This is a genomic window from Nocardia sp. NPDC003183 (assembly GCF_053590715.1).
In genome coordinates this window covers 257,733-277,734 of sequence record NZ_JBSFTG010000002.1, presented here as the reverse complement: position 1 = coordinate 277,734, position 20,002 = coordinate 257,733, and the positions used below count along the sequence as shown (strand labels likewise).

15 protein-coding genes are annotated in these 20,002 nt (G+C 69.5%); 4 read left to right on the top strand and 11 right to left on the bottom strand.

Going from position 1 to position 20,002, the window contains the following annotated elements:
* Positions 1-38: 38 nt before the first annotated feature.
* Positions 39-413, top strand: coding sequence for a winged helix-turn-helix transcriptional regulator (locus ACWDXS_RS09085; RefSeq protein WP_449963868.1), 375 nt, complete (start codon positions 39-41; stop codon positions 411-413).
* Here ACWDXS_RS09085 and ACWDXS_RS09080 read toward each other — a convergent pair.
* From ACWDXS_RS09080 to ACWDXS_RS09050, 7 genes are all read right to left on the bottom strand, one after another.
* Positions 406-1,983, bottom strand: coding sequence for a carboxylesterase/lipase family protein (locus tag ACWDXS_RS09080; RefSeq protein WP_378993501.1), 1,578 nt, complete (start codon positions 1,981-1,983; stop codon positions 406-408). The genes ACWDXS_RS09085 and ACWDXS_RS09080 overlap by 8 nt on opposite strands.
* Positions 1,984-2,281: 298 nt before the next feature.
* Positions 2,282-6,034, bottom strand: a complete 3,753-nt coding sequence (locus tag ACWDXS_RS09075) for an ABC transporter ATP-binding protein (RefSeq protein WP_449963864.1) — start codon at positions 6,032-6,034, stop codon at positions 2,282-2,284.
* Positions 6,031-7,374, bottom strand: a complete 1,344-nt coding sequence (locus ACWDXS_RS09070; protein WP_378993498.1) for an LLM class flavin-dependent oxidoreductase — start codon at positions 7,372-7,374, stop codon at positions 6,031-6,033. The genes ACWDXS_RS09075 and ACWDXS_RS09070 overlap by 4 nt, the downstream gene beginning before the upstream one ends.
* Before the next feature lie 12 nt (positions 7,375-7,386).
* On the bottom strand, positions 7,387-8,106 hold the full coding sequence (locus ACWDXS_RS09065; protein WP_449963860.1) for an ABC transporter ATP-binding protein: 720 nt from the start codon (positions 8,104-8,106) through the stop codon (positions 7,387-7,389).
* On the bottom strand, positions 8,103-8,954 hold the full coding sequence (locus ACWDXS_RS09060; RefSeq protein ID WP_379311950.1) for an ABC transporter permease: 852 nt from the start codon (positions 8,952-8,954) through the stop codon (positions 8,103-8,105). The genes ACWDXS_RS09065 and ACWDXS_RS09060 overlap by 4 nt, the downstream gene beginning before the upstream one ends.
* Positions 8,951-9,994 carry an ABC transporter substrate-binding protein gene (locus tag ACWDXS_RS09055; protein ID WP_378993493.1) on the bottom strand — a complete coding sequence of 348 codons (1,044 nt, stop codon included), beginning with the start codon at positions 9,992-9,994 and terminating at the stop codon, positions 8,951-8,953. Before ACWDXS_RS09055 ends, ACWDXS_RS09060 begins: the two co-directional genes overlap by 4 nt.
* Before the next feature lie 172 nt (positions 9,995-10,166).
* Positions 10,167-11,294, bottom strand: coding sequence for an ROK family protein (locus ACWDXS_RS09050; RefSeq protein ID WP_449963855.1), 1,128 nt, complete (start codon positions 11,292-11,294; stop codon positions 10,167-10,169).
* A gap of 105 nt (positions 11,295-11,399) precedes the next feature.
* Between ACWDXS_RS09050 and ACWDXS_RS09045 the strand changes: the two genes are divergently transcribed.
* Complete coding sequence (locus tag ACWDXS_RS09045) at positions 11,400-11,621, top strand: FmdB family zinc ribbon protein (protein ID WP_379223472.1); 222 nt, start codon at positions 11,400-11,402, stop codon at positions 11,619-11,621.
* A 20-nt stretch (positions 11,622-11,641) separates the two neighbouring features.
* Here ACWDXS_RS09045 and ACWDXS_RS09040 read toward each other — a convergent pair whose 3' ends face one another.
* The 4 genes from ACWDXS_RS09040 to ACWDXS_RS09025 form a co-directional block, all read right to left on the bottom strand.
* The gene (locus ACWDXS_RS09040; RefSeq protein ID WP_449963850.1) at positions 11,642-11,917 is read right to left on the bottom strand and encodes a SelT/SelW/SelH family protein; all 276 of its coding nucleotides are present in this window, start codon (positions 11,915-11,917) and stop codon (positions 11,642-11,644) included.
* A gap of 18 nt (positions 11,918-11,935) precedes the next feature.
* Complete coding sequence (locus ACWDXS_RS09035; protein WP_379311947.1) at positions 11,936-12,325, bottom strand: YchJ family protein; 390 nt, start codon at positions 12,323-12,325, stop codon at positions 11,936-11,938.
* 65 nt (positions 12,326-12,390) lie between these two features.
* Positions 12,391-12,816 (bottom strand): hypothetical protein, encoded by a 426-nt coding sequence (locus ACWDXS_RS09030; protein WP_170112314.1) that lies wholly within the window; start codon positions 12,814-12,816, stop codon positions 12,391-12,393.
* A gap of 85 nt (positions 12,817-12,901) precedes the next feature.
* The gene (locus ACWDXS_RS09025; RefSeq protein ID WP_449963845.1) at positions 12,902-15,424 is read right to left on the bottom strand and encodes an AAA family ATPase; all 2,523 of its coding nucleotides are present in this window, start codon (positions 15,422-15,424) and stop codon (positions 12,902-12,904) included.
* Between the two features lie 393 nt (positions 15,425-15,817).
* Between ACWDXS_RS09025 and ACWDXS_RS09020 the strand changes: the two genes are divergently transcribed.
* Together ACWDXS_RS09020 and ACWDXS_RS09015 are read left to right on the top strand one after the other, a co-directional pair.
* On the top strand, positions 15,818-18,859 hold the full coding sequence (locus tag ACWDXS_RS09020) for a DUF5691 domain-containing protein (RefSeq protein WP_449963842.1): 3,042 nt from the start codon (positions 15,818-15,820) through the stop codon (positions 18,857-18,859).
* Complete coding sequence (locus tag ACWDXS_RS09015) at positions 18,856-19,956, top strand: ATP-binding protein (protein WP_378632496.1); 1,101 nt, start codon at positions 18,856-18,858, stop codon at positions 19,954-19,956. Before ACWDXS_RS09020 ends, ACWDXS_RS09015 begins: the two co-directional genes overlap by 4 nt.
* Positions 19,957-20,002 lie beyond the last annotated feature (46 nt).

The window sequence follows — 20,002 nt, the reverse complement described above, 5'->3', positions numbered from 1 at the left end:
TGGGAAGTAGGCACTAAATAGTGCGTTACTATCCCCCGATGACAACCTTCGTGGAGTCCTCGGGCCTGCCCGCCGACGCCTACTCGGCGAAGTGCCCGACCCGGCAGGTGCTCGATCACATCGCGGGCAAATGGACGATCCTGGTGATCGACGCGCTCCTCGACGGCACGCAGCGCTACACCGACCTCAGCCGGCGCATCGAGGGCGTCTCCCAGAAGATGCTCACCCAGACGTTGCGCAGTCTCGAGGCCGACGGATTCGTCACCCGCACGGTGTATCCCACGATTCCGCCCAGGGTCGACTACGCACTCACCGCGCTGGGTCGCAGCCTCGCCGAGCCGATCACCGCCCTGCGGCAGTGGACCGAGGCCCACATCAACGAGATCGAACGCGCTCGCGCCGGGTCTAGCTGAAGCCGACGGCGTGGTCGCCCCAGGCGGTGTGGAGGTCGGCGTCGGGGTTGTCGACGATGCGGTCGATGGTGTCGATCAGCAGGGTGGTGCGGGCGGTGGGGCGGTAGCGGGGCCAGTGTTTGGAGCCGTCGATGGCGGCGGGGACACTGTGTTCGGCGAAGGCCAGCCAGCGACGCTGCATGCGGCCCGAGACCGCGACCGAGGCCTTGCGTCCACCGAGCCAGAAGGTGGGGTCGTGGTTCAAGGTGCCGAAATTGCCGAAGACATACGGTAATTCGGTGGCGTGACCGGCTCCCACCCTGGCCGCCTTCAACATCGGGGTGGCGTAGTCGAAGCGGTACATCCAGGTCGGCGAATGCTGGGCATGCCCCTCGGCAACCCAGGCCGCGGGCATCCGGAAGGCCGCGTCGGTCGACATCGCCAGTGCGCCACGGGTTTTGGTGAGGTCAGGGTAGGCGGAGGTGATCTCGGCGATCCGCTCGGGCGACATCTCCGGATGCGAGGCGGCGACGTCGCGCAGCATCGCGTTCACCGCGTCGGGCGTCACCGGCATGATCGGTGAGCGCAACACCCGAAACAGCGACGCCTCATCGCGATTGGTGCCGATCAGCAACGGCACCCGATGCGAATGTCCCTGCTGGAATCGGTCGATCGGGTAGCCGGGCAACAGGTCCGCGTCGACGACCGGTGCCGCGGCGAGCCTGCCCGGTTCCTTGATGGGCACCTCGTCCAGCAGCACGGAACCGATCTCGACGAGCTGTTCGATCGGCAATTCCAGCAACCGATTCGCCTCGCCGGGCCCGAGTTCGAGCAGCTCGAGATAGCGCTGTCCGACGACCGCCGCCCGTTCCTGCCCGAAAACCGTGGTAGCGGGCGGACTCTGGGCGATCGCCTGGTGGAACAGCCCGGCCGCGGCGGGCGAGGTGAGCAGCGCGGTGACACATCCCGCGCCCGAGGACTCACCGAAGAGGGTCACGTTGCCCGGATCACCACCGAAGGCGGCGATATTGTCTCGCACCCACGCGAGGGCGGCGAGCTGATCGTGCAGGCCGAGGTTCGCGGTGAACTGCTCACCGAACGAGGACAGGTCGAGGAAGCCGAACACCCCGATGCGGTAGTTCACCGAGACGACCACCACGTCGCCCGCCTCGGCCAGCTTGCGTCCGTCGTAGATGGTCTGGGCGGCGGTGCCGAGGCAGTAGGCGCCGCCGTGCACCCAGACCATGACCGGACGCGGTGCGTCGTCGCTGGGCTCGGGCCGCGGTGACCAGACGTTGACCCACAGACAGTCCTCGCCCATCTGCAGGTCGGAATCCACCGGCACCATCGCGCCCATGGCCTGCGGTGCGATATCGCCGAACACCACACAGTCGCGCACGCCGTCCCAGGGCTTCGGGGGTTCGGGTTTCGCGAAACGAGCGGGCCCGGCGGGAGCGGCGGCGTAGGGAATGCTGCGCCATACGGCGACCGGTCCATCCCAGGTTCCACCGACCGTGCCGTACTCGGTCTCCGCCAGTGGGTCGGCATCACGGGTCCGCGTGTCCGGGTCGAAATCGGGCTGAATGCTCATCGCACACCTCCTAGCCGGCACGACCGCACGGGTGCCTGTGTATTTGCTCCCGCTGGTCGCAGCACCTGGTGACTTCCTACGAGCGTACGTGGATACCGCCCGAACGCGTGCCCTACGCGCCATTTCCGCAGGTAACAGTTACTCCGCGGTACACGCGAAAGTCCCGTTCCGCGCCGGCACCCGGCGGTCGTGACGCGGGTTCGGCGGCGGATGCCGCCCCTGCCCACCACCCCCGGGTGGACCGAGGTCGGCCGCCATCCGGATCTCCCCCACCGGACAGCGGCCGACCTCTCGCCGATTAGCTGGAAATGTGCTGGGCTTCGTCACCGACATAGGCGGCCCACAGGCGCCGATACGGTCCATCGACGGCCACCAGCTCGGCATGAGCGCCGATCTGCACGAGCTTGCCCCCGCCGACCACCGCGATCAGATCGGCATCAGCGGCGGTGGCGAGCCGATGCGCGACGACGATCGTGGTGCGGCCCGCGGTCAGCACGTCGACCGCGGCACGCACCCGTGCCTCGGTGGCCAGATCCAGCGAGGCGGTGGCCTCGTCCAGGATGAGGATGTCCGGGTCGATGAGCTGCGCCCTGGCCAATGCCAGCAGCTGCCGCTGCCCGGCCGACAGACTGCGCCCGTGCGCGCCGATCGGCTGGTAGTAGCCGTGTTCGAGCGCCGCGATCATCTCGTGCGCCCCGACCGCGCGGGCGGCCCACTCGATCTCGGCGGGCTCGGCATCGGGGTTGCCGTAGGCGATGGCCTCGCGCACGGTGTCGCCGAACAGGAACGGCTCCTGCGGGACGACACCGAGACGTTTGCGGAAGTCGCGCAGCCGGAACCGGCGGATGTCGACACCGTCGACGAGAACCGCTCCCTCGGTCGGGTCGTAGTACCTGGCGAGCAGCTTGACCAGCGTCGATTTGCCCGCCCCGGTCTCTCCCACCAGGGCCACCTTCTGGCCCGGCTCGATCCGCAGGTCCAGTCCGTCGAGCACCGTGCGAGCCCGCGACGAGTACCCGAAACTCACCGCGCGCAGTTCGATCGCGCCGTCCAGGCCGGTCACCGGGAGCGGATCGGCGGCCTCGGGGGTGTCGACGGGGGTGCGCAGCAGGTCACCGATGCGGTCGACGCCGACCACCGCCTGCTGATAGCTGTCGAACACCTGCGAGAGCTGCTGGATCGGGGCGAACAGCAACTCGATGTAGAGCAGGAACGCGATGAGCGTGCCCGCGGTGAGCACGTCGTCGCGCACCTGGTGTACGCCCACCGCGAGCACCGCGGCCGTGGCGATCACCGACATCAGCTCGATGCACGGGAAGAACACCGCCATCAGCACCTGCGAACGCAGCCGCGCGTCGCGATAGGCCCACGACCGGCGCTCGAACTCGTTCTGGTTCACCGACTCCCGGCGGAACGCCTGGGTGACGGTGATGTTGTCGACGTTCTCCTGCAGATACGCGTTGACGGCGCTGACCCGCTCCCTGGCCAGGTTGTACGCGGGAATCGACGCGCGCCGGAAGGCCACGGTCGCCACGCCGAGCACCGGCAGCAACACGAGGACCACCACGGCCAGCTCGGCGTCGATCACCAGGAGTGCGGCGACCACGCCCGCGATGGTGACCGTGCTGGTGAGCGCGGTGGCCAGGCCGGTCTGCAGAAACGCCGACAGCCCGTCCACGTCGGTGGTCATCCTGGTCATGATCCGGCCACCGAGCTCGCGCTCGTAATACTGCAGGCCGAGCCGTTGCAGGTGGGCGAAGGTCTTGAGGCGCAGACCGTAGAGCAGCCGCTCCCCGACCCGCCCGGTGACGCGCACCTGGGCGACGCTGATCGCCCAGTCCACCACCACGACCACGATCGCCAGCGCGGCCGCGCCGATCACCACGTCGCGCGCACCGGCCAGGACGCCGTGATCGATGCCGTAGCGCACCAGGAACGGGATCAGCACCTGGGCGATGGCATCGAGTCCGACCAGACCGAGTCCGGCGAGCAGCGGCCAGGTGAACGGGCGAAGCAGTCGCGGCAGGGAGAACGCGGTGTCCGGGGTGTGGGAGAACGACGGGTCGACCTCGGGTTCGCCGGACACCGGCGGCAGCCGGTCGAGCAGGGCGACGATATCGCCGCTGGGTGGCGCGCTCGCCATCATGCCCCCGCCCGCGCCACCGCCGGGACCCGCGGGCGCGCCGGCCGAGCGCCGCGCGAACGCCTTGGCCAGGTGTTCCATCGTGCGGTCGTCGTCGGAGTCGACTTCCGGTGCCACCCAGAGCTCTTCGGTGGCGACCCGCGTGCTGTCGCGGTGCGGATCGACGCCGATGCCGACGACTTCCGGCGGCGTGAACAGGGCCCGGAACAGCTCGCCGGACTGCTGTAGTTCGCGCAGTGTGCCCAGTTCGGCGACGCGACCGCCGTCGAGAACCGCGACCCGATCGGCGAGCGCCAGGGTCGAGATCCGGTGCGCGACGACGATGGTCGTACGCCGGCGCAGTTCGGCGCCGATCCGCCGGTAGATCTGTTCCTCCACCTGGGCGTCGATGGCGGAGGTGGCGTCGTCGAGCACCAGGACCGGCGCCTCGGTGAGCAGGGCCCGGGCGAGCGCGATGCGCTGGCGCTGACCACCCGAGAGCCGTTGTCCGCGTTCACCGATGGTGGTGTCGATGCCCTGCGGCAGGGCGGTGACGAATTCGTCGGCCGCGGCCAGATACAGCGCGTGCCAGACCTGTTCGTCGCTCGCGTCGGGTCTGCCGTAGGCGACGTTGGCCCGGATCGAATCGGCCATCAGGTGCGTGTCCTCGAAGACCATCGCCACCTGCGCGCGTGGGTCGGGCAGCATTCGCAGGTCGATCCCGTCGAAACGCACCGCGCCGGAATCGGGCTCGAGCAGGGCGGGCAGCAACGACACCAGGATCGACTTGCCACTGCCCGCACCACCCGCGACGGCGACGGTCTCGCCCGAACCGATCCGCAGGTCGACGCCGTCCAGGATCATCGTGTCGTCGAAACCGAAAGTGACCGCGTCGAATTCGATCGACGGCGGCTCGGTGGCGCCGAGTCCGCTCGAGACGGCGACCGGTGTCGCCGCCGCGCCGGGCGCCGCGCCCGCGTCGTCCGGCGCTTCGATCACCTCGCGCACCCGGTCGAGGGACGCCTTGCCCTGCTGGCTCACGGTCAGCAGCATCGAGAACTGCCGCACCGGCCCCACGAAAGCGCCCAGATAGGTCATGAACGCGAGAAACGTGCCGAGCGTGATGGATTGGCGCAGCGCGAGCAACCCGCCGACGATCAGGATCAGCGCCTGCCCCGCCGCGGGCACCGCCTGCACGACGGGGGTGAACCGGCTGGTGATCCGGGCGACCCGCAATCGCGACCGGTACAGCACCCGCGCACGCGCGCCCAGCTGATCCAGCTCGTATTGCTCCTGCCCGAAACCCTTCACCACCCGCACACCGGCCACGGCGGCCTCGACCTGCATCGCCACTTCGGCGGCTCGCGCCTGCGCGTCCCAGTTCGCGGGGAACAGTTGACGCTGGCTGCGCCGGGTGACGATCCACAGCCCCGGCAGCACGACCAGCGCGATCACGGTGAGCGCAGGCGACATCACGGCCATCAGCACCAGCACCGCCAGCAGCAGCGCCACATTGCCCGCGATCATCGGGATGAGCTGCAGGAACATCTGGATCAACGTGACATCGGTGATCGCCCTGCTCACCACCTGCCCGGTGCGCAACTGTGCCTGCTCGCGCCCGTTGAGCCGCAGCAACGCGGCGAACAGGTCACGGCGCAGGTCGTGTTGCACCCCCAGCGACAGCTCGGAGGAGGCCACCCGGCGCGCGTACGACGACGCGAACCTGGCCACCCCGATCACCAGCAACAGCACCACCCACGGCGTCACCGACGCCGCGGTGGCACTGAGCGTGTCGACCACATGCCGCACCACCAGCGGCAGCGCCGCGGTGAGCAGTGCCGCCGCCAGCGCACCGGTGTAGCTGACGATCACCAGCCGCCGGTGCTCGAGACAGCGGCGGGTCAGGTACCGGATCCAGTCCGATCTCATCGGGCGGCCACGAGCGCGTCCGCGTCGTCGAACTGGTTCGCCGGTCGCGCGAGACCGTAGTGGCCGCGCAACGTGGTCTCGGTGTACTCGGTGCGGAACAGGCCGCGCTCCTGCAGGATCGGGACCACCTCGTCGACGAAGCGCTCGAGCCCCGAGGGCAGTACCGCGGGCATGATGTTGAAGCCGTCGGCGGCGCCCTGGCGGAACCAGTCCTCGATGGCGTCGGCCACCTGGACCGCGGTGCCCGCGAAGGTGCGGTGCCCGCGTCCGCCACCGAGCCGGGCGATCAGCTCGCGCACCGTGAGCCGTTCGCGCCGAGCCAGATTCACGATCAGGGTGAAGCGGCTCTTGGCGCCCTCGATGTCGTCCTCGGTGGGCAGCTCCTCGGGGAGCTCACTGTCGAGGTCGAGCTCGTCGACGGGCAGCTTGAACCGCTCGGCGAGTTGCTTGCGCGCGTATTCGGGCGAGATCAGCCGCGCCAGTTCCTCGTCGAGTGCGCGGGCCTGCTCCTCGGTGTCGCCGATGATCGGGACGATGCCGGGCAGGATCTTGATGCTCTCCGGGTCGCGGCCCGCGGCGACGGTGCGGGCCTTGAGGTCGGTGTAGAAGGCCTTGGCATCGTCGAGCGTCTGCTGCGCGGTGAACACGGCTTCGGCGTAGCGGGCGGCGAACTCCTTGCCGTCCTCCGATGATCCGGCCTGCACCAGCAGCGGATATCCCTGCGGGGAGCGCGGCAGGTTCAGGGGGCCGTCCACTCGGAAGTGCTCGCCGTGGTGCAGGATCTTGCGCACCTTCGAGGCATCGGTGTGGATGCCGAGTTCCTTGTCGGCCAGGATGGCGTCGTCGTCCCAGCTGTCCCACAGTTTCGTTGCCACGTCGACGAATTCGGCGGCCTTCTCGTAGCGCAGCCGATGGTCGGGGGTGTCGTCGAGACCGAAGTTGCGGGCCGCGTCGGCACCGGCGGTGGTGACGATGTTCCAGCCTGCCCTGCCGTTGCTCGCCCAGTCCACCGAGGCGAACCGGCGCGCGAGGTTGTAGGGGTCGTTGTAGCTGGTGGAGGCCGTGGCGATGAGGCCGATCCGGCTGGTCTGCACGGCGACCGCGGTCAGGATGACGGTCGGCTCCAGTTTGCCGCTCGGCCGACGACCGGGGTCGCCCATCAGTACCGGGCTGTCGGCGAAGAAGATCGAGTCGAGCTTGCCGCGCTCGGCGGTCTGGGCGAGCCGGACGTAGTAGTTGATGTCGGTGTGCGCGTGGGGGTCGCTCTCCGGCAGCCGCCAGGCCGCCTCGTGGTGACCGACCGACATCAGGAAAGCGTTGAGGTGCAGTTTCTTCGACATGATGGGTGCCTTTCAGGCCGCGGTCTCGGCAAGCCCGAGTGCGGTGAGCAGAGTGCGGCGGATGCGCTGGAACGCGGGCTGGCTCGGATCACGCTCGCCGGGCAGGTCGACCGGAATGTCCACCGCGAGCTTTCCGTCGTCGAGCACGATCACCCGGTCGGCCAGTGCGACAGCCTCGTCGACATCGTGGGTGACCAGCAGCACGGTCGGACGATGACGGCTGATCAGGTCGCGCAGCAGAGCGTGCATCTTGATCCGGGTGAGCGCGTCGAGCGCGCCGAAGGGTTCGTCGGCCAGCAGCAGATCCGGTTCGCCGACCAAGGAGCGGGCCAGCGACACTCGTTGCTGCTCACCGCCGGAGAGCTCTCTGGGCCAGGCGCGTTTCCGACCGGCCAGGCCGACCTCGGCCAGGACCTGCTCGCCGGCGGCGCGGCGCGTGCGCGGCTGCCCGTAGAGCACGTTCGGCAGCACCCGCTGCCAGGGCAGCAGCCGTGAATCCTGGAACACCACCGAGGTCTTCGCCGGGATGCGCAGTGTGCCGCCGCCGTCGACGTCGTAGTCCAGCCCGGCGAGCGCCCGCAGCAACGTGCTCTTGCCGGAGCCGCTGCGTCCGAGCAAGGCGACGAACTGGCCGGGCGCGATGGTCAGGTCGATCGAGTCGAGCACCGTGCGATCGCCGAATCTTCGCGTCAGCGAGCGCACTTCGACACCCGCGACCTTCGGCTCGCTCACCCCGCGATAGTGCGTCGCCACGACAGCACCCTCCGTTCCACCAGGCGGATCGCCGAATCCGAGGCCAGGCCGAAGACGGCGTAGACGACCAAGCCGACCAGGATCACATCGGCCTGCCCGTAGTTCTGCGCGTTCGACATCATCTTGCCGAGACCGTCGATGGCGTTGACCGTCTCGACCACGATCAGCACCAGCCAAGCACTGGTGACCGACATCCGCAGACCGAGGAAGAAGCCGGGCAGCGATCCGGGCAGTACCACGCTGCGAATGAACTCCGCGCGTGAAACGCCTTGCACCTCCGACAGTTCCACCAGCTTCTGGTCGATCGTGGTGAGTGAGGCGTGGGTCTGGATGTACATGTGCACGACCACGCCCAGGGTGATGAGCACGAGCTTGAATTCCTCGCCGATACCGAGCCACAGGATCATCAGCGGAATCAGGCCGAGGGTAGGAATGGCCCGCTTGATCTGGACCGGGCCGTCGATGAGCGATTCACCCCACCGGGAAAGTCCCGCGATCACGGCGAGCGTGGTGCCGATGAGCACGCCGAGGACCATGCCGATCAGCACCCGTTGCAGCGACACCCCCAGGTTGGCCAGCAGTGGCCCGTCGACCAGCAACTCCCAGCCGGTCGCCAGGACAGTCCACGGCGCTGACAGTTTGCGCGGGTCGATCAGTTCGAGCAGTGAACCCGCGGCCCAGGCCGCGACCACCAGGACCACACCGAGCAGGCGGGCGGCGGGGAAGGCCTTGCGCAGTCCGAGCCGGCGCAGCGTGCGCCGCTCGACGAATCCGTCACCGGACGGTGCGGAAACCGGAATCGCGGTGCGAGACAGGGCGATGGTCATTGCTGCCCCTTGGTGCGATACGGCGCCGGCACCGCGTCGAACGCGATCTTCTCGAATCGGCGGTCGAACAGTTCGCCGGCGGGGAAGGAATTACCGAAGAAGCCGGCTTTGGTCACCAGATCGATCGTCTCCTGTTCCCAGGTGATCGCCTCGTTCCAATTCTCCGGGAAATACGGCTTTTCCGTCGTGGCGACAATGCGTTTGCCGTCCTCGGCCGAGACCGACTGATCTTTGACGTAGTACGCGTCGATCCATTCCGTGGGATGCTCCCAGGCCCAGACTTCGCCGCGTGCCCAGAATTTCACGAATTCGGCGACGGCAGCGGCTTTGCTGTCGTCACGCAGCACCGAGGTCGGCGCCCACAGCACGGTCAGCGCGTCGACGGCGGGAGTGTCGATCGCGGTGGCGCCGTCGACGCGGTACTTGTCGAGGTACTTGGTCAGGGTCGGTTCGCCGAACGGGGCGACATCGATTTCCTTGGCCTGCAGGGCGGTGAGGAACTTCGTGCTCGGCAGCTCCACGAGTTGCACCTCGTCGGTGCGGATGCCCGCCGCCTTCAGCGTGCGCAACACCACCAACCCCTGCGCCTGGCCCGGCGAGAAGCCGATCTTCTTCCCGCGCAGCCCGTCGAGGTTGGTAAAGGTCGATCCGGGGGCGGTGGCCAGCTTGTACAGCGGGGTCGTGCGCACCTTGACACCGACGATCTTCGCGTCGAGCCCGCTGGCGTGCGCGTGGATCGGCGGAATGCCCGCGTTGGTGGCCAGGTCGACCGAGCCGCCGCGGAAAGCCTGGATGACATCGGGACCGGCCTGCACGGCGGGCCACGACGACACCGTGAACCCGAGCTTGTTCAGTTCTCCCGACGCGGTCAGCGCCACTTTGGCGGTATTGGCCGCGACCGCGAGCGAGACCCCGGCGGGGACCTGGGTGGGCAGCGGATTCGTCAGCGCGGCGCCGCCCTCGTCACCGGTGGCGCAGGAGACCGCGAGCAGCGAAGCCGCCGCGGCGAGAAGTGCTATTCGTCGAATATTTTTACGCAAGGTGATTTCCCGGATTTGATGGAAGAATTGTCGGCGACGGAATTCGAACCGCGACAACACAGCACATCCGACGTAACCCGGGCGACGCCGGACTGCATTTTGTTCATAGTGTCAACTGTCGCGGGTGACGCCGCTTCCGGTCAATATTCGACTGTCTTAAAATAACCACGAATCAAACTGCCTGCGCGACAACCGTGCTCAGGGGATCACTGAACAACTCCTGCAACACCACTCCGGCCGCCGCCATCACCAGCACCTGACCGGGGAACGTCGACGCGAAGATCACCTCGGACGGGTCGGCGCCGATGGTCGAGTGGGCGCGCACCGCGTCGTCGTAGGCTTCGCGAACGCCGGGAACCGTGATCAGGCCACGGTCTATCAGCACCAGCGCTTCCGGATCGATCAGATCGATCAGTGCCGCGGCGACCTCGCCCATCACCGTGGCGCGCTCGATGAAGTACTCGCGTTCCGGGCCACCCGCCGCGGCCGCCGCCACCAATGCGGGGAAGCCGTCGTACCGGCCGGCCGCTTCGGCACGCGCCAGCAACGCGTGGTCACCGAGAGCCTCGAGCGCGAATCTGTCGGTCGTGCCGAGCAATCGGGCGATGGAGCCCGCCCCGAAATGTGGCCCGCAGTGGACGCGGCCGTGCACGGCGATGGCGGCGTCGATGACATTGCCGACGAACAGCACGATCGAGCTCGCCGAGCCACGCAGGCGTCCGTAGAGCTGCTCGGCGTGCACCGTCGCGCGGGTATGGCTGTCCACACTGACCGGTAAACCCGTTCGGGCACTCAGGTATTCGCGCACCGGCACATCACGCCAGCGCAGGTAGGAGTGTTCGACGACCGAACCGGTGGCGGTGTCGACACGGCCGCCGATCGCCACCCCGAGCCCGCGGATCCGCACCTGGTCGGCAAGGGCGGCCCCGACCGCGCGCACTCGCTCCAGGACAGCGTCGAGGATGTCGTACGGGGCATGGGTGCGATGGGGCACCTGCTCGCTGTGCAGCACCGCACCGGCGATGTCGACCACCGCGACGGTGATCTGCACCGCCGCGATGTGCACCGCGATCACCACATTGCCGCCCGCGTCCAGCGCGATCGGACTGTGTGGCCTGCCCACGCCACCCGGCCCGGGTGACTCCGGCAGTTCGACGAGCAGTCCCGCCTCGACCAGCGCCCGGCTCTGCCAGGTGACCGTGGCCGGGGAAACCCCGGCGTGTCTGGCCACCACGCTGCGCGGTGCCGACCCGAGGTCGAGCACCGCCCGCAATACCGCCCCCGCGCTACTGTTCGCCATGCGCCACCTCGCCATCACCGCTGTTCGCTCACGGTACGGAGCGCAGCGGCCACGACGAAGCGTTCGGCGCAGCGTGATCGCAAGCATCGGCCTTACACTGGGCCGATGCCGAACTACAGCTTCCGGTGTCGCTCCTGTGGCGACACGTTCGACGTCAACCGGCCGATGGCGCAGTCCTCGGATCCGGCCACGTGCCCGGCCGGCCACGACGACACCGTCAAACTGCTCACCACCTTCGCGGCGGTGGGACGCGGCTCGGCGCCCGCCCCCGCGCCCGCGCCACGTCCGGCGGGTGGGGGCTGCTGCGGTGGCGGCGGCTGCTGCTGACCCCGCCGGTTGCCCGGCCGTCAGTCGCGGCGGTCGACGTGGCCGAGGTCGCGATCGGGTGCGATCCGGTCGCGCACGCGCTGCTTGAGGACGGCGATATCGGGAAAACCGCCGTCCGCCTTGCGTTCCCAGAGTTGTTCGCCGTCGAGGGTGATGCGGAAGATGCCGCCCTGACCGGGCACGAGCGCCACCTCACCGAGTTCGGTGGCGAACGTGGTGAGCAGTTCCTGCGCCACCCAGCTCGCGCGCAGCAGCCAGCGGCATTGGGTGCAGTATTCGATCGCGATACGGGGCACCCGAGCAGTATCCCCTGATCAGGCCTGGAATGTCCCGTCGAGGTAGACCCAGGCCCTGTCGACCCGCACGAAGGTACTCAGCTCGTGCATCGTGTCCCGCGCGCCGTCGAGTGTGTAGTGGGCGATGAACTCCACGGTGCCGTTGTCGTCGAACGGCCCGCCACGCTGCGTGCCCACGATTTCGAGGAACAGCCATCGCTGGTCCGGATCGAGCTCGAGCTCGGCGGGGCGGGTACTGGGGTGCCACGAGCGCAGCAGGTAGTCCACATCGCCGACGACGTAGGCGGTGTAGCGCGAACGCATCAGCGTCTCCGCGGTCGGCGCGGCCTTCTCCCCGGCCAGAATCGGTCCACAGCAGGCATCGAACGACTCACCTCGACGACACGGACACGCTCTCACTTCACCCATACCGTCATCCTGCCGGACCCAACCCCCACGCCACGCACAGGTCCGCTCGGTCCGCTGGGCGCTGGTCACCCGAACGGCTGGTGCGCGAGGGGCGCGAGCTCCAACGCCCGCGCCAGCTCCGCGGTCTGATCCCGCCAACGCCGCAGATCGGTGACACTGGGCGCCATCTCGTAGTCGAGATGATGCGCCGCCCGCGACAGCGCCGCCCACAACGCACCGACCTGACCGGCGGTCTCCGGCCCCGCGTACACCCGCAACGCGAGCAGCTGCGCCCGCATCGGACACCGCATCAGCTCCGGCGCCACCTGCGCCCACAGCTGGTCCACCGCCTGCTCGAGCGCCAACCGCAGGATCCAGGCCACCGCCCGCGACCACACCCCGCCGGCGTCCGATACCGACCCGTCCAACAAGTTCTCGGCGGCTTCCAGCCGCTGCGCCACCGAGGGCCGTGGGCTGAACTTCGCGCGAGCCGGCCTGCCGCGACGATTCACGACCCCACCGTACCGGCACGGGTGCGCGCGGCCATCGCCTCCCGTCGGCCGCGAAGACGCCTGCCGCAGTCCCCGGCGAGCCCACTCATGGGCGCACCGCCGCCGGCTCGTGCGCCCGCAGCCAGGTGATGAATCGTTCCGTGTCACTGATCAACTCGCGCATCGGACGATCGATCGGCACGTGCGCTCCCGCGGTGGCATCGCGAAGGACGCCGACGAGCCAGCGTCCGCCGACCGCGCTCAGGTGCTTGTTCAGGTCGTCCACGCGGGCGCCGACACCCATGATGGCGAGGGTGATCATGGCACGGGTGGTGTGCGCGTTGCGCACGCGCCGCTCCACTTCCCCGTGCTCGAGGCCCACCGCCAGGAGTTCCTGGCGGGCTTTCGCCAGCCCGGCCGCTTCGATCGCCGAACGGCAGCAGGTAGCGACGAGCTCATCGGCGATCGCCGGGGGGAGTTGCGGTGTGCGCAGCAGGGATCGGGCATCGTCGAGATAGCGGCGGACCGGGTCGCCGGTCACCCTGACCTCGACGATCGAACGCTCGCGACGCTGCACCTCGAGCACTGTCGCGTCGAGCTGCATGCGGCGCACCGCCTCGGCGAGGCGCTCGTCATGGGTGAACACCACCACCTGCCGCGAGGCCGCCACCTCGGCGAGCACCCTGGCCAGCCCGTCCACCTTCGCGGGATCCATCGCCTGCACCGGGTCGTCGATCATCACGAACCGGAAAGGGCTGTGCGCCACCGTGGCTCGCGGCAGGAACAGCGACAGTCCGAGCGCGTGCAGCTCCCCCTGGCTCATCACGCCGAGCGCCGCGCCGTCCACCTCGTCGACGGTCACATCGAGCAGCACCCGCCGCGCTGTGCCCGCGCTGCCCTGCAACCGAATCGCCCCGAGCTCGACATTGCTCTGCTGCCGCAGGGTGCTCCACACCCACCGTGCCGTGGTCTCCAGCGGCCGCATCCGCTCCTCGCGGATCGTCGCCGTCGCCGCCTTGAGCCAATCGGCCGCCTTCTTCACCACCCGCAGCTCGCTCGCGTGGTCGGCGACGGCGCGGGCGGGGTCGAGCCACGCGAGAACGCGCGGGACCAACGGCGACCACACCGCATCCAGACGGTCCAGTTCGGTGCGCGTATCCCGTTGCAGTGCGGCGAGTTCCGCGGTGAGGTCGGCGTGAATCGTGCGCAGCCGGTCCGGGAGCCGACCTTCGTAGTCGGCCGTCGCGAGCGCGGCCCACTCCGACCAGAGCTGTCCGACGATGTCGCGCTGTTTACGCAACGAGTCCGACGTGGCGTACGGCGCGGGCGCATCCGCCCGGCGCCCCGCCGGATCGAACACCGGCCCCGAGAGACTCACTGCGCCGGCACCGACCGCGATTGCCGAACCGAACTCGATCGGCAGGTCTGCGGGGAGGTTGCGGGCCGCTGTCAGAGCCGTGTCGAATTCCGCCGTGGCCGACTGTAGGGCCGCGAGTTCCCTAGTGCGGTAGGTGATTTCGGTATCGGCGGCGGCGAGCCAGTCGGCGTCGAGTTCGTCGCGTCCACAGACCGGGCAGGGGCACGAACCTGCCGTCGAGACGTGTGCGCGCGCCCGCGTGAGCAATTCGAGCACTCGCAGATCGGCTTCGGTATCGACGGTCTCGTGGCGCGCCACATTCCGGGCTGCTTCGGCGAGTCGATCGGTCGTGGCGGCAACCCGCGCGACATCGGGCAACGACAGACGCAGGATCGCGCGCAAACCCTCCGGCCCGTCGATGCCGAGGACCGAACCGGCCACCGCGCCCGCCACCGCGTCGAGATCGGGGTCCGGCGTGCGCAACAGGTCGGCCACGGCACGGGCGCGTTCGTCATCGGCCTCGGCCAGCTCGACCAGCAGGTCGGCGCGGGACTGGCGCGAATCCTTCACGGCGCGTTCGAGTTCGAGCTTGCGCAATCGGATCTGTTCGGCCGCGGCCGCCAGCTCGTCCAGGCCGAGCAGGCGATGCAGCGCGTCGAACAGGTCGCTCGGCTTCCCGTCGACGAGCGCGCCGAGCTCGCTGTAGGACAGGAACGGCCGGTACAGATCGAGTCGCCTGCGCCGTCCGTGCGGGTCGACCGAGGCCGCCGGTTCGGATCCACGCCGCTCGGTCCACCGCGCGTCGGCCAGGTCCGCACTCGGGTCCCAGCTGGTCGCGACCGAGAGTGCGGGGTCGTCGCCCGCCGTGAGCAGCTCGACGTCGATCCGGGCGGTCTCGGGTTCGTGCAGGTTGCGCCATCCCTCGCGCCAGGTGGTCGAGCGACCGTCCCAGCGGCGATTCCCACCGGTCAACGCGAATTCCGCGGCCTCGGCGAAACTCGATTTCCCGCTGCCGTTGCGACCGACCACCAGGGTCAGGCCGGGCCCCGGATTCAATCGCAGCGTCGCCGCGGGACCGATTCCCCGGAAACCCTGCACGGTGATCGACCGCAGAAAGACCCCGGTATCACCGGAATCCGTTGCGGCCGAGTCACCGTCGACAGCTGTGAGCGCGGCGAGCACGCAATCGGCGACCCGTTCCTCCACTGCCGGGTCGGCGGCGAGCTCGCGCGCGACCACCTCGGCGATCCGATCCGAGCACACTTGCGACATCCCCCTTCGCGTCGGCGCGCAACGCGGCGATCCTGGTTGAAACGCTACCCGATCGCCGGATGTTCGCCCAGGGGATGCGCAGGGCCCTCAGCGAATCTGCCCGCGGGAGTGGAATGGCCATCGCGGCGCCACGGCGGGCCCTCGATGTCCACCCCTCGCCCACCCCGGCGGGCAGCTCGATGAGGTGTTCACACCCGCGTTACGCTGCGTCGAGCAGCGCGGGCGGTCCGGGCGGTGCCGAACAGGTCAGAATGCCAGAGATCGCCACCCAGGGCAAGAGATGGAGCACGAATTTGCCGCGGCACCAGTGTTTTCCGAGCGTTACGCCGCCGGGTCCGCCAGTTGTCGGTGGGTTGCGGTAGATATTCGGCGAACACGAGAACGGGGGAACCGATGACCGAGCAACGCACGCCGTGGACCGAGGACCAGGTCCGCGCGCTCGCGCCCGATGCGAGCTCACTGGCTGCCGCACGCAAGCTGGCCGGTCGCTGGCGCGAGACCGGCACCGCGGGCAATGCGGTGTGGGGGCTGTGTCAGGGCAGCGGCGCCAAGCCGTATCAGGCGATCGTCGACCTGGACGGGCCCGCGTACAAGTGCTCGTGCCCCAGCCGCAAGTTCCCGTGTAAGCACACGCTGTCGCTGTTGCTCACGTGGTCGAGTGGCCAGACCCCCGTCCAGCAGGCACCCGCCGACTTCGCGGCCGAGTGGCTGGCCGGGCGGGCCGCGCAGGCCGCCGCGCCGGCGAAGGCCAAGGCCGCGAGCACGCCGTCGCAGGCCACCGTCGAGCAGCGACGGGCGCGGGTATCCGCCGGGCTCACCGAACTGGAGGTCTGGCTCACCGACCAGATCCGAACCGGGCTGGCCCAGACCGACCGTTCGTACGCCGCGTACGAGGCGATCGCGGCCCGGATGGTCGATGCCCAGGCGCCCCGCATCGCCGAGGCCCTGCGCAGGCTGCCCACCGCGGTCGTCACCACCGAACACTGGCCCGAACTGCTGTTGCGCGAGTACGCCCGCCTGCACCTGCTGGTGCTGGCCCATCGCAGGCTCGACGCCCTCCCCGAACCGCTGCGGGCGGGGATCCGCACCCATATCGGCTACCCGACGTCGGCCGAGTCGGTGCTGAACGAGCCCGCGGTGCGGGATCGCTGGCTGGTGCTCGGCATGCGGGCGAGCGAGGAGGAGCGACTGCACACGCGCCGCACCTGGCTGCGCGGTCGCGGTAGCGGACGGTGGGCCCTGCTCATCGAACATTCCTTCGCCACCCCGAATTTCACCGGCGAGGTGCCCGCACCCGGCAACGAGGTGGACGCCGAACTGCACTATTACCCCGGCGCGGTGTCCCTGCGCGCGCAGTGGGGCACCCGCCACGGCGCACCCGAACCCTTCACCACCGTCCCCTCGGTCGGCGGCGCCACGATCGACGACGCGCTCGACGCCTACGCGGGTGCGTTGAGTGCGGATCCGTGGCTGCGTTCCTGGCCCGCGCTGCTCACCGATGTCGTGCCGGTGCTCGACGAGACCGGATGGCAGCTCGTCGCATCCGACGGCACCGCGCTACCGCTGGCCGCGGGCGCGCGCCCGTGGCGGCTGGTCGCGGTCGCGGGCGGTCACCCGGTGACGGTGTGCGGCGAGTGGCGAGCCGACGGCTTCGACCCGATCTCGGTGTTGTGCGCAGGCGAGGTGAGCGACCTGGAAAACGAATTCCCCACCGAAACCACCCCGACCCCCGCGCTGGCCGAACTCGTCTCGGTGGCGCTGCTCGGTACCGCCCGGCGCAGCGCCGACGGTGTCCACCTCGACTCCGCGGTCGCCGCCGCCGTTCCGCAGCACGCGGGCGAACCGGCCACCCGGCTGCTCCACACCGCCGCGCTACAAGATCTGTATCTGCGCGGCGGACAACTCCCCCGTACCGCGGCGAAACCCGAACCCGCCGTCGATGATCCGCGCCCGCTTCTGCCGCGCCCCGCCGCCGACCGCCTCAGCCGCCTCCTCGCGGACAAGTCCCCGTTCTTGACCGAATGGTTCACTACGGCAACACCATTCGACTTCCGCCTGCCCGATGTGCTGTGTGTCCAGGCGCTCTCGGCGGCCTCCGACACCACGCTGCGTCCGCCACTGCTGCGACTGGCAGGCCGCCGCGGACGCTGGCTCGCCGCGCGCAACCCGGCATGGGCGAAACTGGTCGACGAGTTCCCTGCCGACGTTGCCACATCGTCGGCGGAGGGGAAAACCCGCAACAGCCGGCCGGAGCTGACGGCGAGCGTCGCCGACATCCAGGTCGACACGGACGCGAGCACGACCCGGAGCGCCGGGCCGACAACGTCCCCAGATCACGATGCCGATTCCGGCACCACTGCCGACTCGGGCTCCGGTACGGAGCCGGGCGCGCCCGCTGTCCACGATGTCTGGTTGTTCGGCACATCCGGCGAGCGAAAGGACTGGTTCGCGCGTACCCGCCGGGCCGATCCGGCCGCGGCGCTGACCGTGTTGACCGCTGCGTGGCCGAAGGAGTCGGGGCCGGTGAAGGCGGAGCTGCTGGGGCTGCTCGCCGAGGGGCTGAGTCCGGCCGACGAAGCCCTGCTCGAGCGGGCCCTCGACGACCGGCGCGGTGATGTCCGGCGCACCGCCACGACGCTGTTGAACAAGCTGCCGGATGCCGCTTTCGGGCGGCGGATGGCGGCGCTGGTGGCGTCGTGGATCCGGGTGGCGGACGACGGGACGGTAGACGTACGGGTACCCGCGGAGCTCGACACGCAGGCCCGGCGCGACGGCATCACCGATGCGACCGATCAAGCGAAATTGCGCTGGGACACCCCTGATTCGACGATCACGACGCTGCACCAGGCGATCGCCGCCACTCCGCTCACCGCATGGTCCTCGATCGTGCGGGCCCCCGGCGAGCAGACCCCGACCACCGCGTTGACCCTGTCGCTGCCGCCCCGCTACGCCAAGGCGATCGTGGACGGCTGGGTCGATGCCACGCTCGCCCAGCACGACACCGCGTGGGCCCGTGCGCTGTTCGCCCACGCGACCCCGACCGAGCAGGCGGTGCTGCGGCGTCGCGAACTGTTCACGCTGCTCGATGCCGCCGACCGGATCGAGCACGTGCTCGACCTGGACGCGCACCAGCTCAACGAACTCCACGCGATCCTGCCCGGCCTCGATCATCCGTGGCCGCAACCCGTCGCCGACCATGTGCTGCGGTTGCTCGGCGAGCGCGCCCGCACCACCGCGCGGCAGCCGCACGCCAGTGCGGGCGTGTACACCGACCGGGCGCTGCTCACGGCCGCGAGCGTCCACCTGCCTGTCGAACTCGCGACGCGCGTCAGCGCGCTCGCCGACACCACCGACGATCCCGCCTGGCACCAGGCATTCCACCGACTCGCCCACGATCTCACCGATCGTGCCACCATGCTCGAGGAGCTGCGTTGACCACCATCGAACCCTCCACCACCCTGCTGCGTCCCCACGCCGAACAGGCCTTCGCCGACGAATTGGCCGCCCTGGACCGCGTCGACGATCGCGTGCGCCCGCCGTCCTGGAAACTGTCGCCGTGGGCCGTGGTCACCTACATTCTCGGCGGCACCCTCGACGACGGCACCGTGATCACACCCAAATATGTCGGCCCGCGCCGGCTGATGGAGGTCGCGGTCGCCACCCTCGCCACCGACCGCGCCCTGCTGCTCCTCGGGGTGCCCGGCACCGCGAAAACGTGGGTTTCCGAACATCTTTCGGCCGCCATCAGCGGCGAGTCGACCCTGCTCGTGCAGGGCACCTCCGGTACGGCGGAAGAAGCGATCCGCTACGGCTGGAACTACGCCCGTCTGCTCGCCGAGGGGCCGAGCGACGCCGCCCTGGTCGCGTCACCGGTGATGACCGCTATGCGCACCGGCGCCATCGCACGCATCGAGGAGCTCACCCGCATCCCCTCCGATGTGCAGGACGCGCTGATCACCATCCTGTCCGAGAAGACCCTGCCGGTGCCTGAACTCGGTGGGGAAGTACAGGCGGCCAAGGGTTTCAACGTCATCGCCACCGCCAACGATCGCGACCGCGGCGTCAACGATCTCTCCTCTGCCCTGCGGCGCCGCTTCAACACCGTGGTGCTGCCGCTGCCCGCCGACGAGGATTCCGAGGTCGCCATCGTCAGCCGTCGCGTCGAACAGCTCGGCGCCGCACTGGAATTGCCGACCGTTCCCGCCGCCGCCGAGGAAGTCCGCCGCGTGGTGCGGGTCTTCCGCGAACTGCGCTCCGGCATCACCGCCGACGGCCGCACCAAGCTCAAATCCCCCTCGGGCACCCTGTCCACCGCCGAGGCGATCTCGGTGATCACCAACGGCCTCGCCCTGTCCGCCCACTTCGGCGACGGCGTGCTGCGCGCCTCCGACATCGCGGGCGCCGTGCTCGGCTCGGTGATCAAGGACCCGGTGGCCGACACCGTGATCTGGACCGAATACCTCGAGGCCGTGGTCCGGGAACGCCCCGACTGGGCCGACTTCTACCGGGCCTGCCGCGAAATCGCCGGCTGAGAACCGCCCGAAGGGGAGGACGGAACACACACCACACATGGGGTTT

What these genes read in the sequence shown, in the direction of transcription:
- ACWDXS_RS09070 (WP_378993498.1), bottom strand. Translation starts at nt 7,374, where the DNA reads ATGTCGAAGAAACTGCACCTCAACGCTTTCCTGATGTCGGTCGGTCAC.
- ACWDXS_RS09045 (WP_379223472.1), top strand. Translation starts at nt 11,400, where the DNA reads ATGCCGAACTACAGCTTCCGGTGTCGCTCCTGTGGCGACACGTTCGAC.
- ACWDXS_RS09025 (WP_449963845.1), bottom strand. Translation starts at nt 15,424, where the DNA reads ATGTCGCAAGTGTGCTCGGATCGGATCGCCGAGGTGGTCGCGCGCGAG.
- ACWDXS_RS09020 (WP_449963842.1), top strand. Translation starts at nt 15,818, where the DNA reads ATGACCGAGCAACGCACGCCGTGGACCGAGGACCAGGTCCGCGCGCTC.
- ACWDXS_RS09035 (WP_379311947.1), bottom strand. Translation starts at nt 12,325, where the DNA reads ATGGGTGAAGTGAGAGCGTGTCCGTGTCGTCGAGGTGAGTCGTTCGAT.
- ACWDXS_RS09085 (WP_449963868.1), top strand. Translation starts at nt 39, where the DNA reads ATGACAACCTTCGTGGAGTCCTCGGGCCTGCCCGCCGACGCCTACTCG.
- ACWDXS_RS09060 (WP_379311950.1), bottom strand. Translation starts at nt 8,954, where the DNA reads ATGACCATCGCCCTGTCTCGCACCGCGATTCCGGTTTCCGCACCGTCC.
- ACWDXS_RS09075 (WP_449963864.1), bottom strand. Translation starts at nt 6,034, where the DNA reads ATGAGATCGGACTGGATCCGGTACCTGACCCGCCGCTGTCTCGAGCAC.
- ACWDXS_RS09050 (WP_449963855.1), bottom strand. Translation starts at nt 11,294, where the DNA reads ATGGCGAACAGTAGCGCGGGGGCGGTATTGCGGGCGGTGCTCGACCTC.
- ACWDXS_RS09080 (WP_378993501.1), bottom strand. Translation starts at nt 1,983, where the DNA reads ATGAGCATTCAGCCCGATTTCGACCCGGACACGCGGACCCGTGATGCC.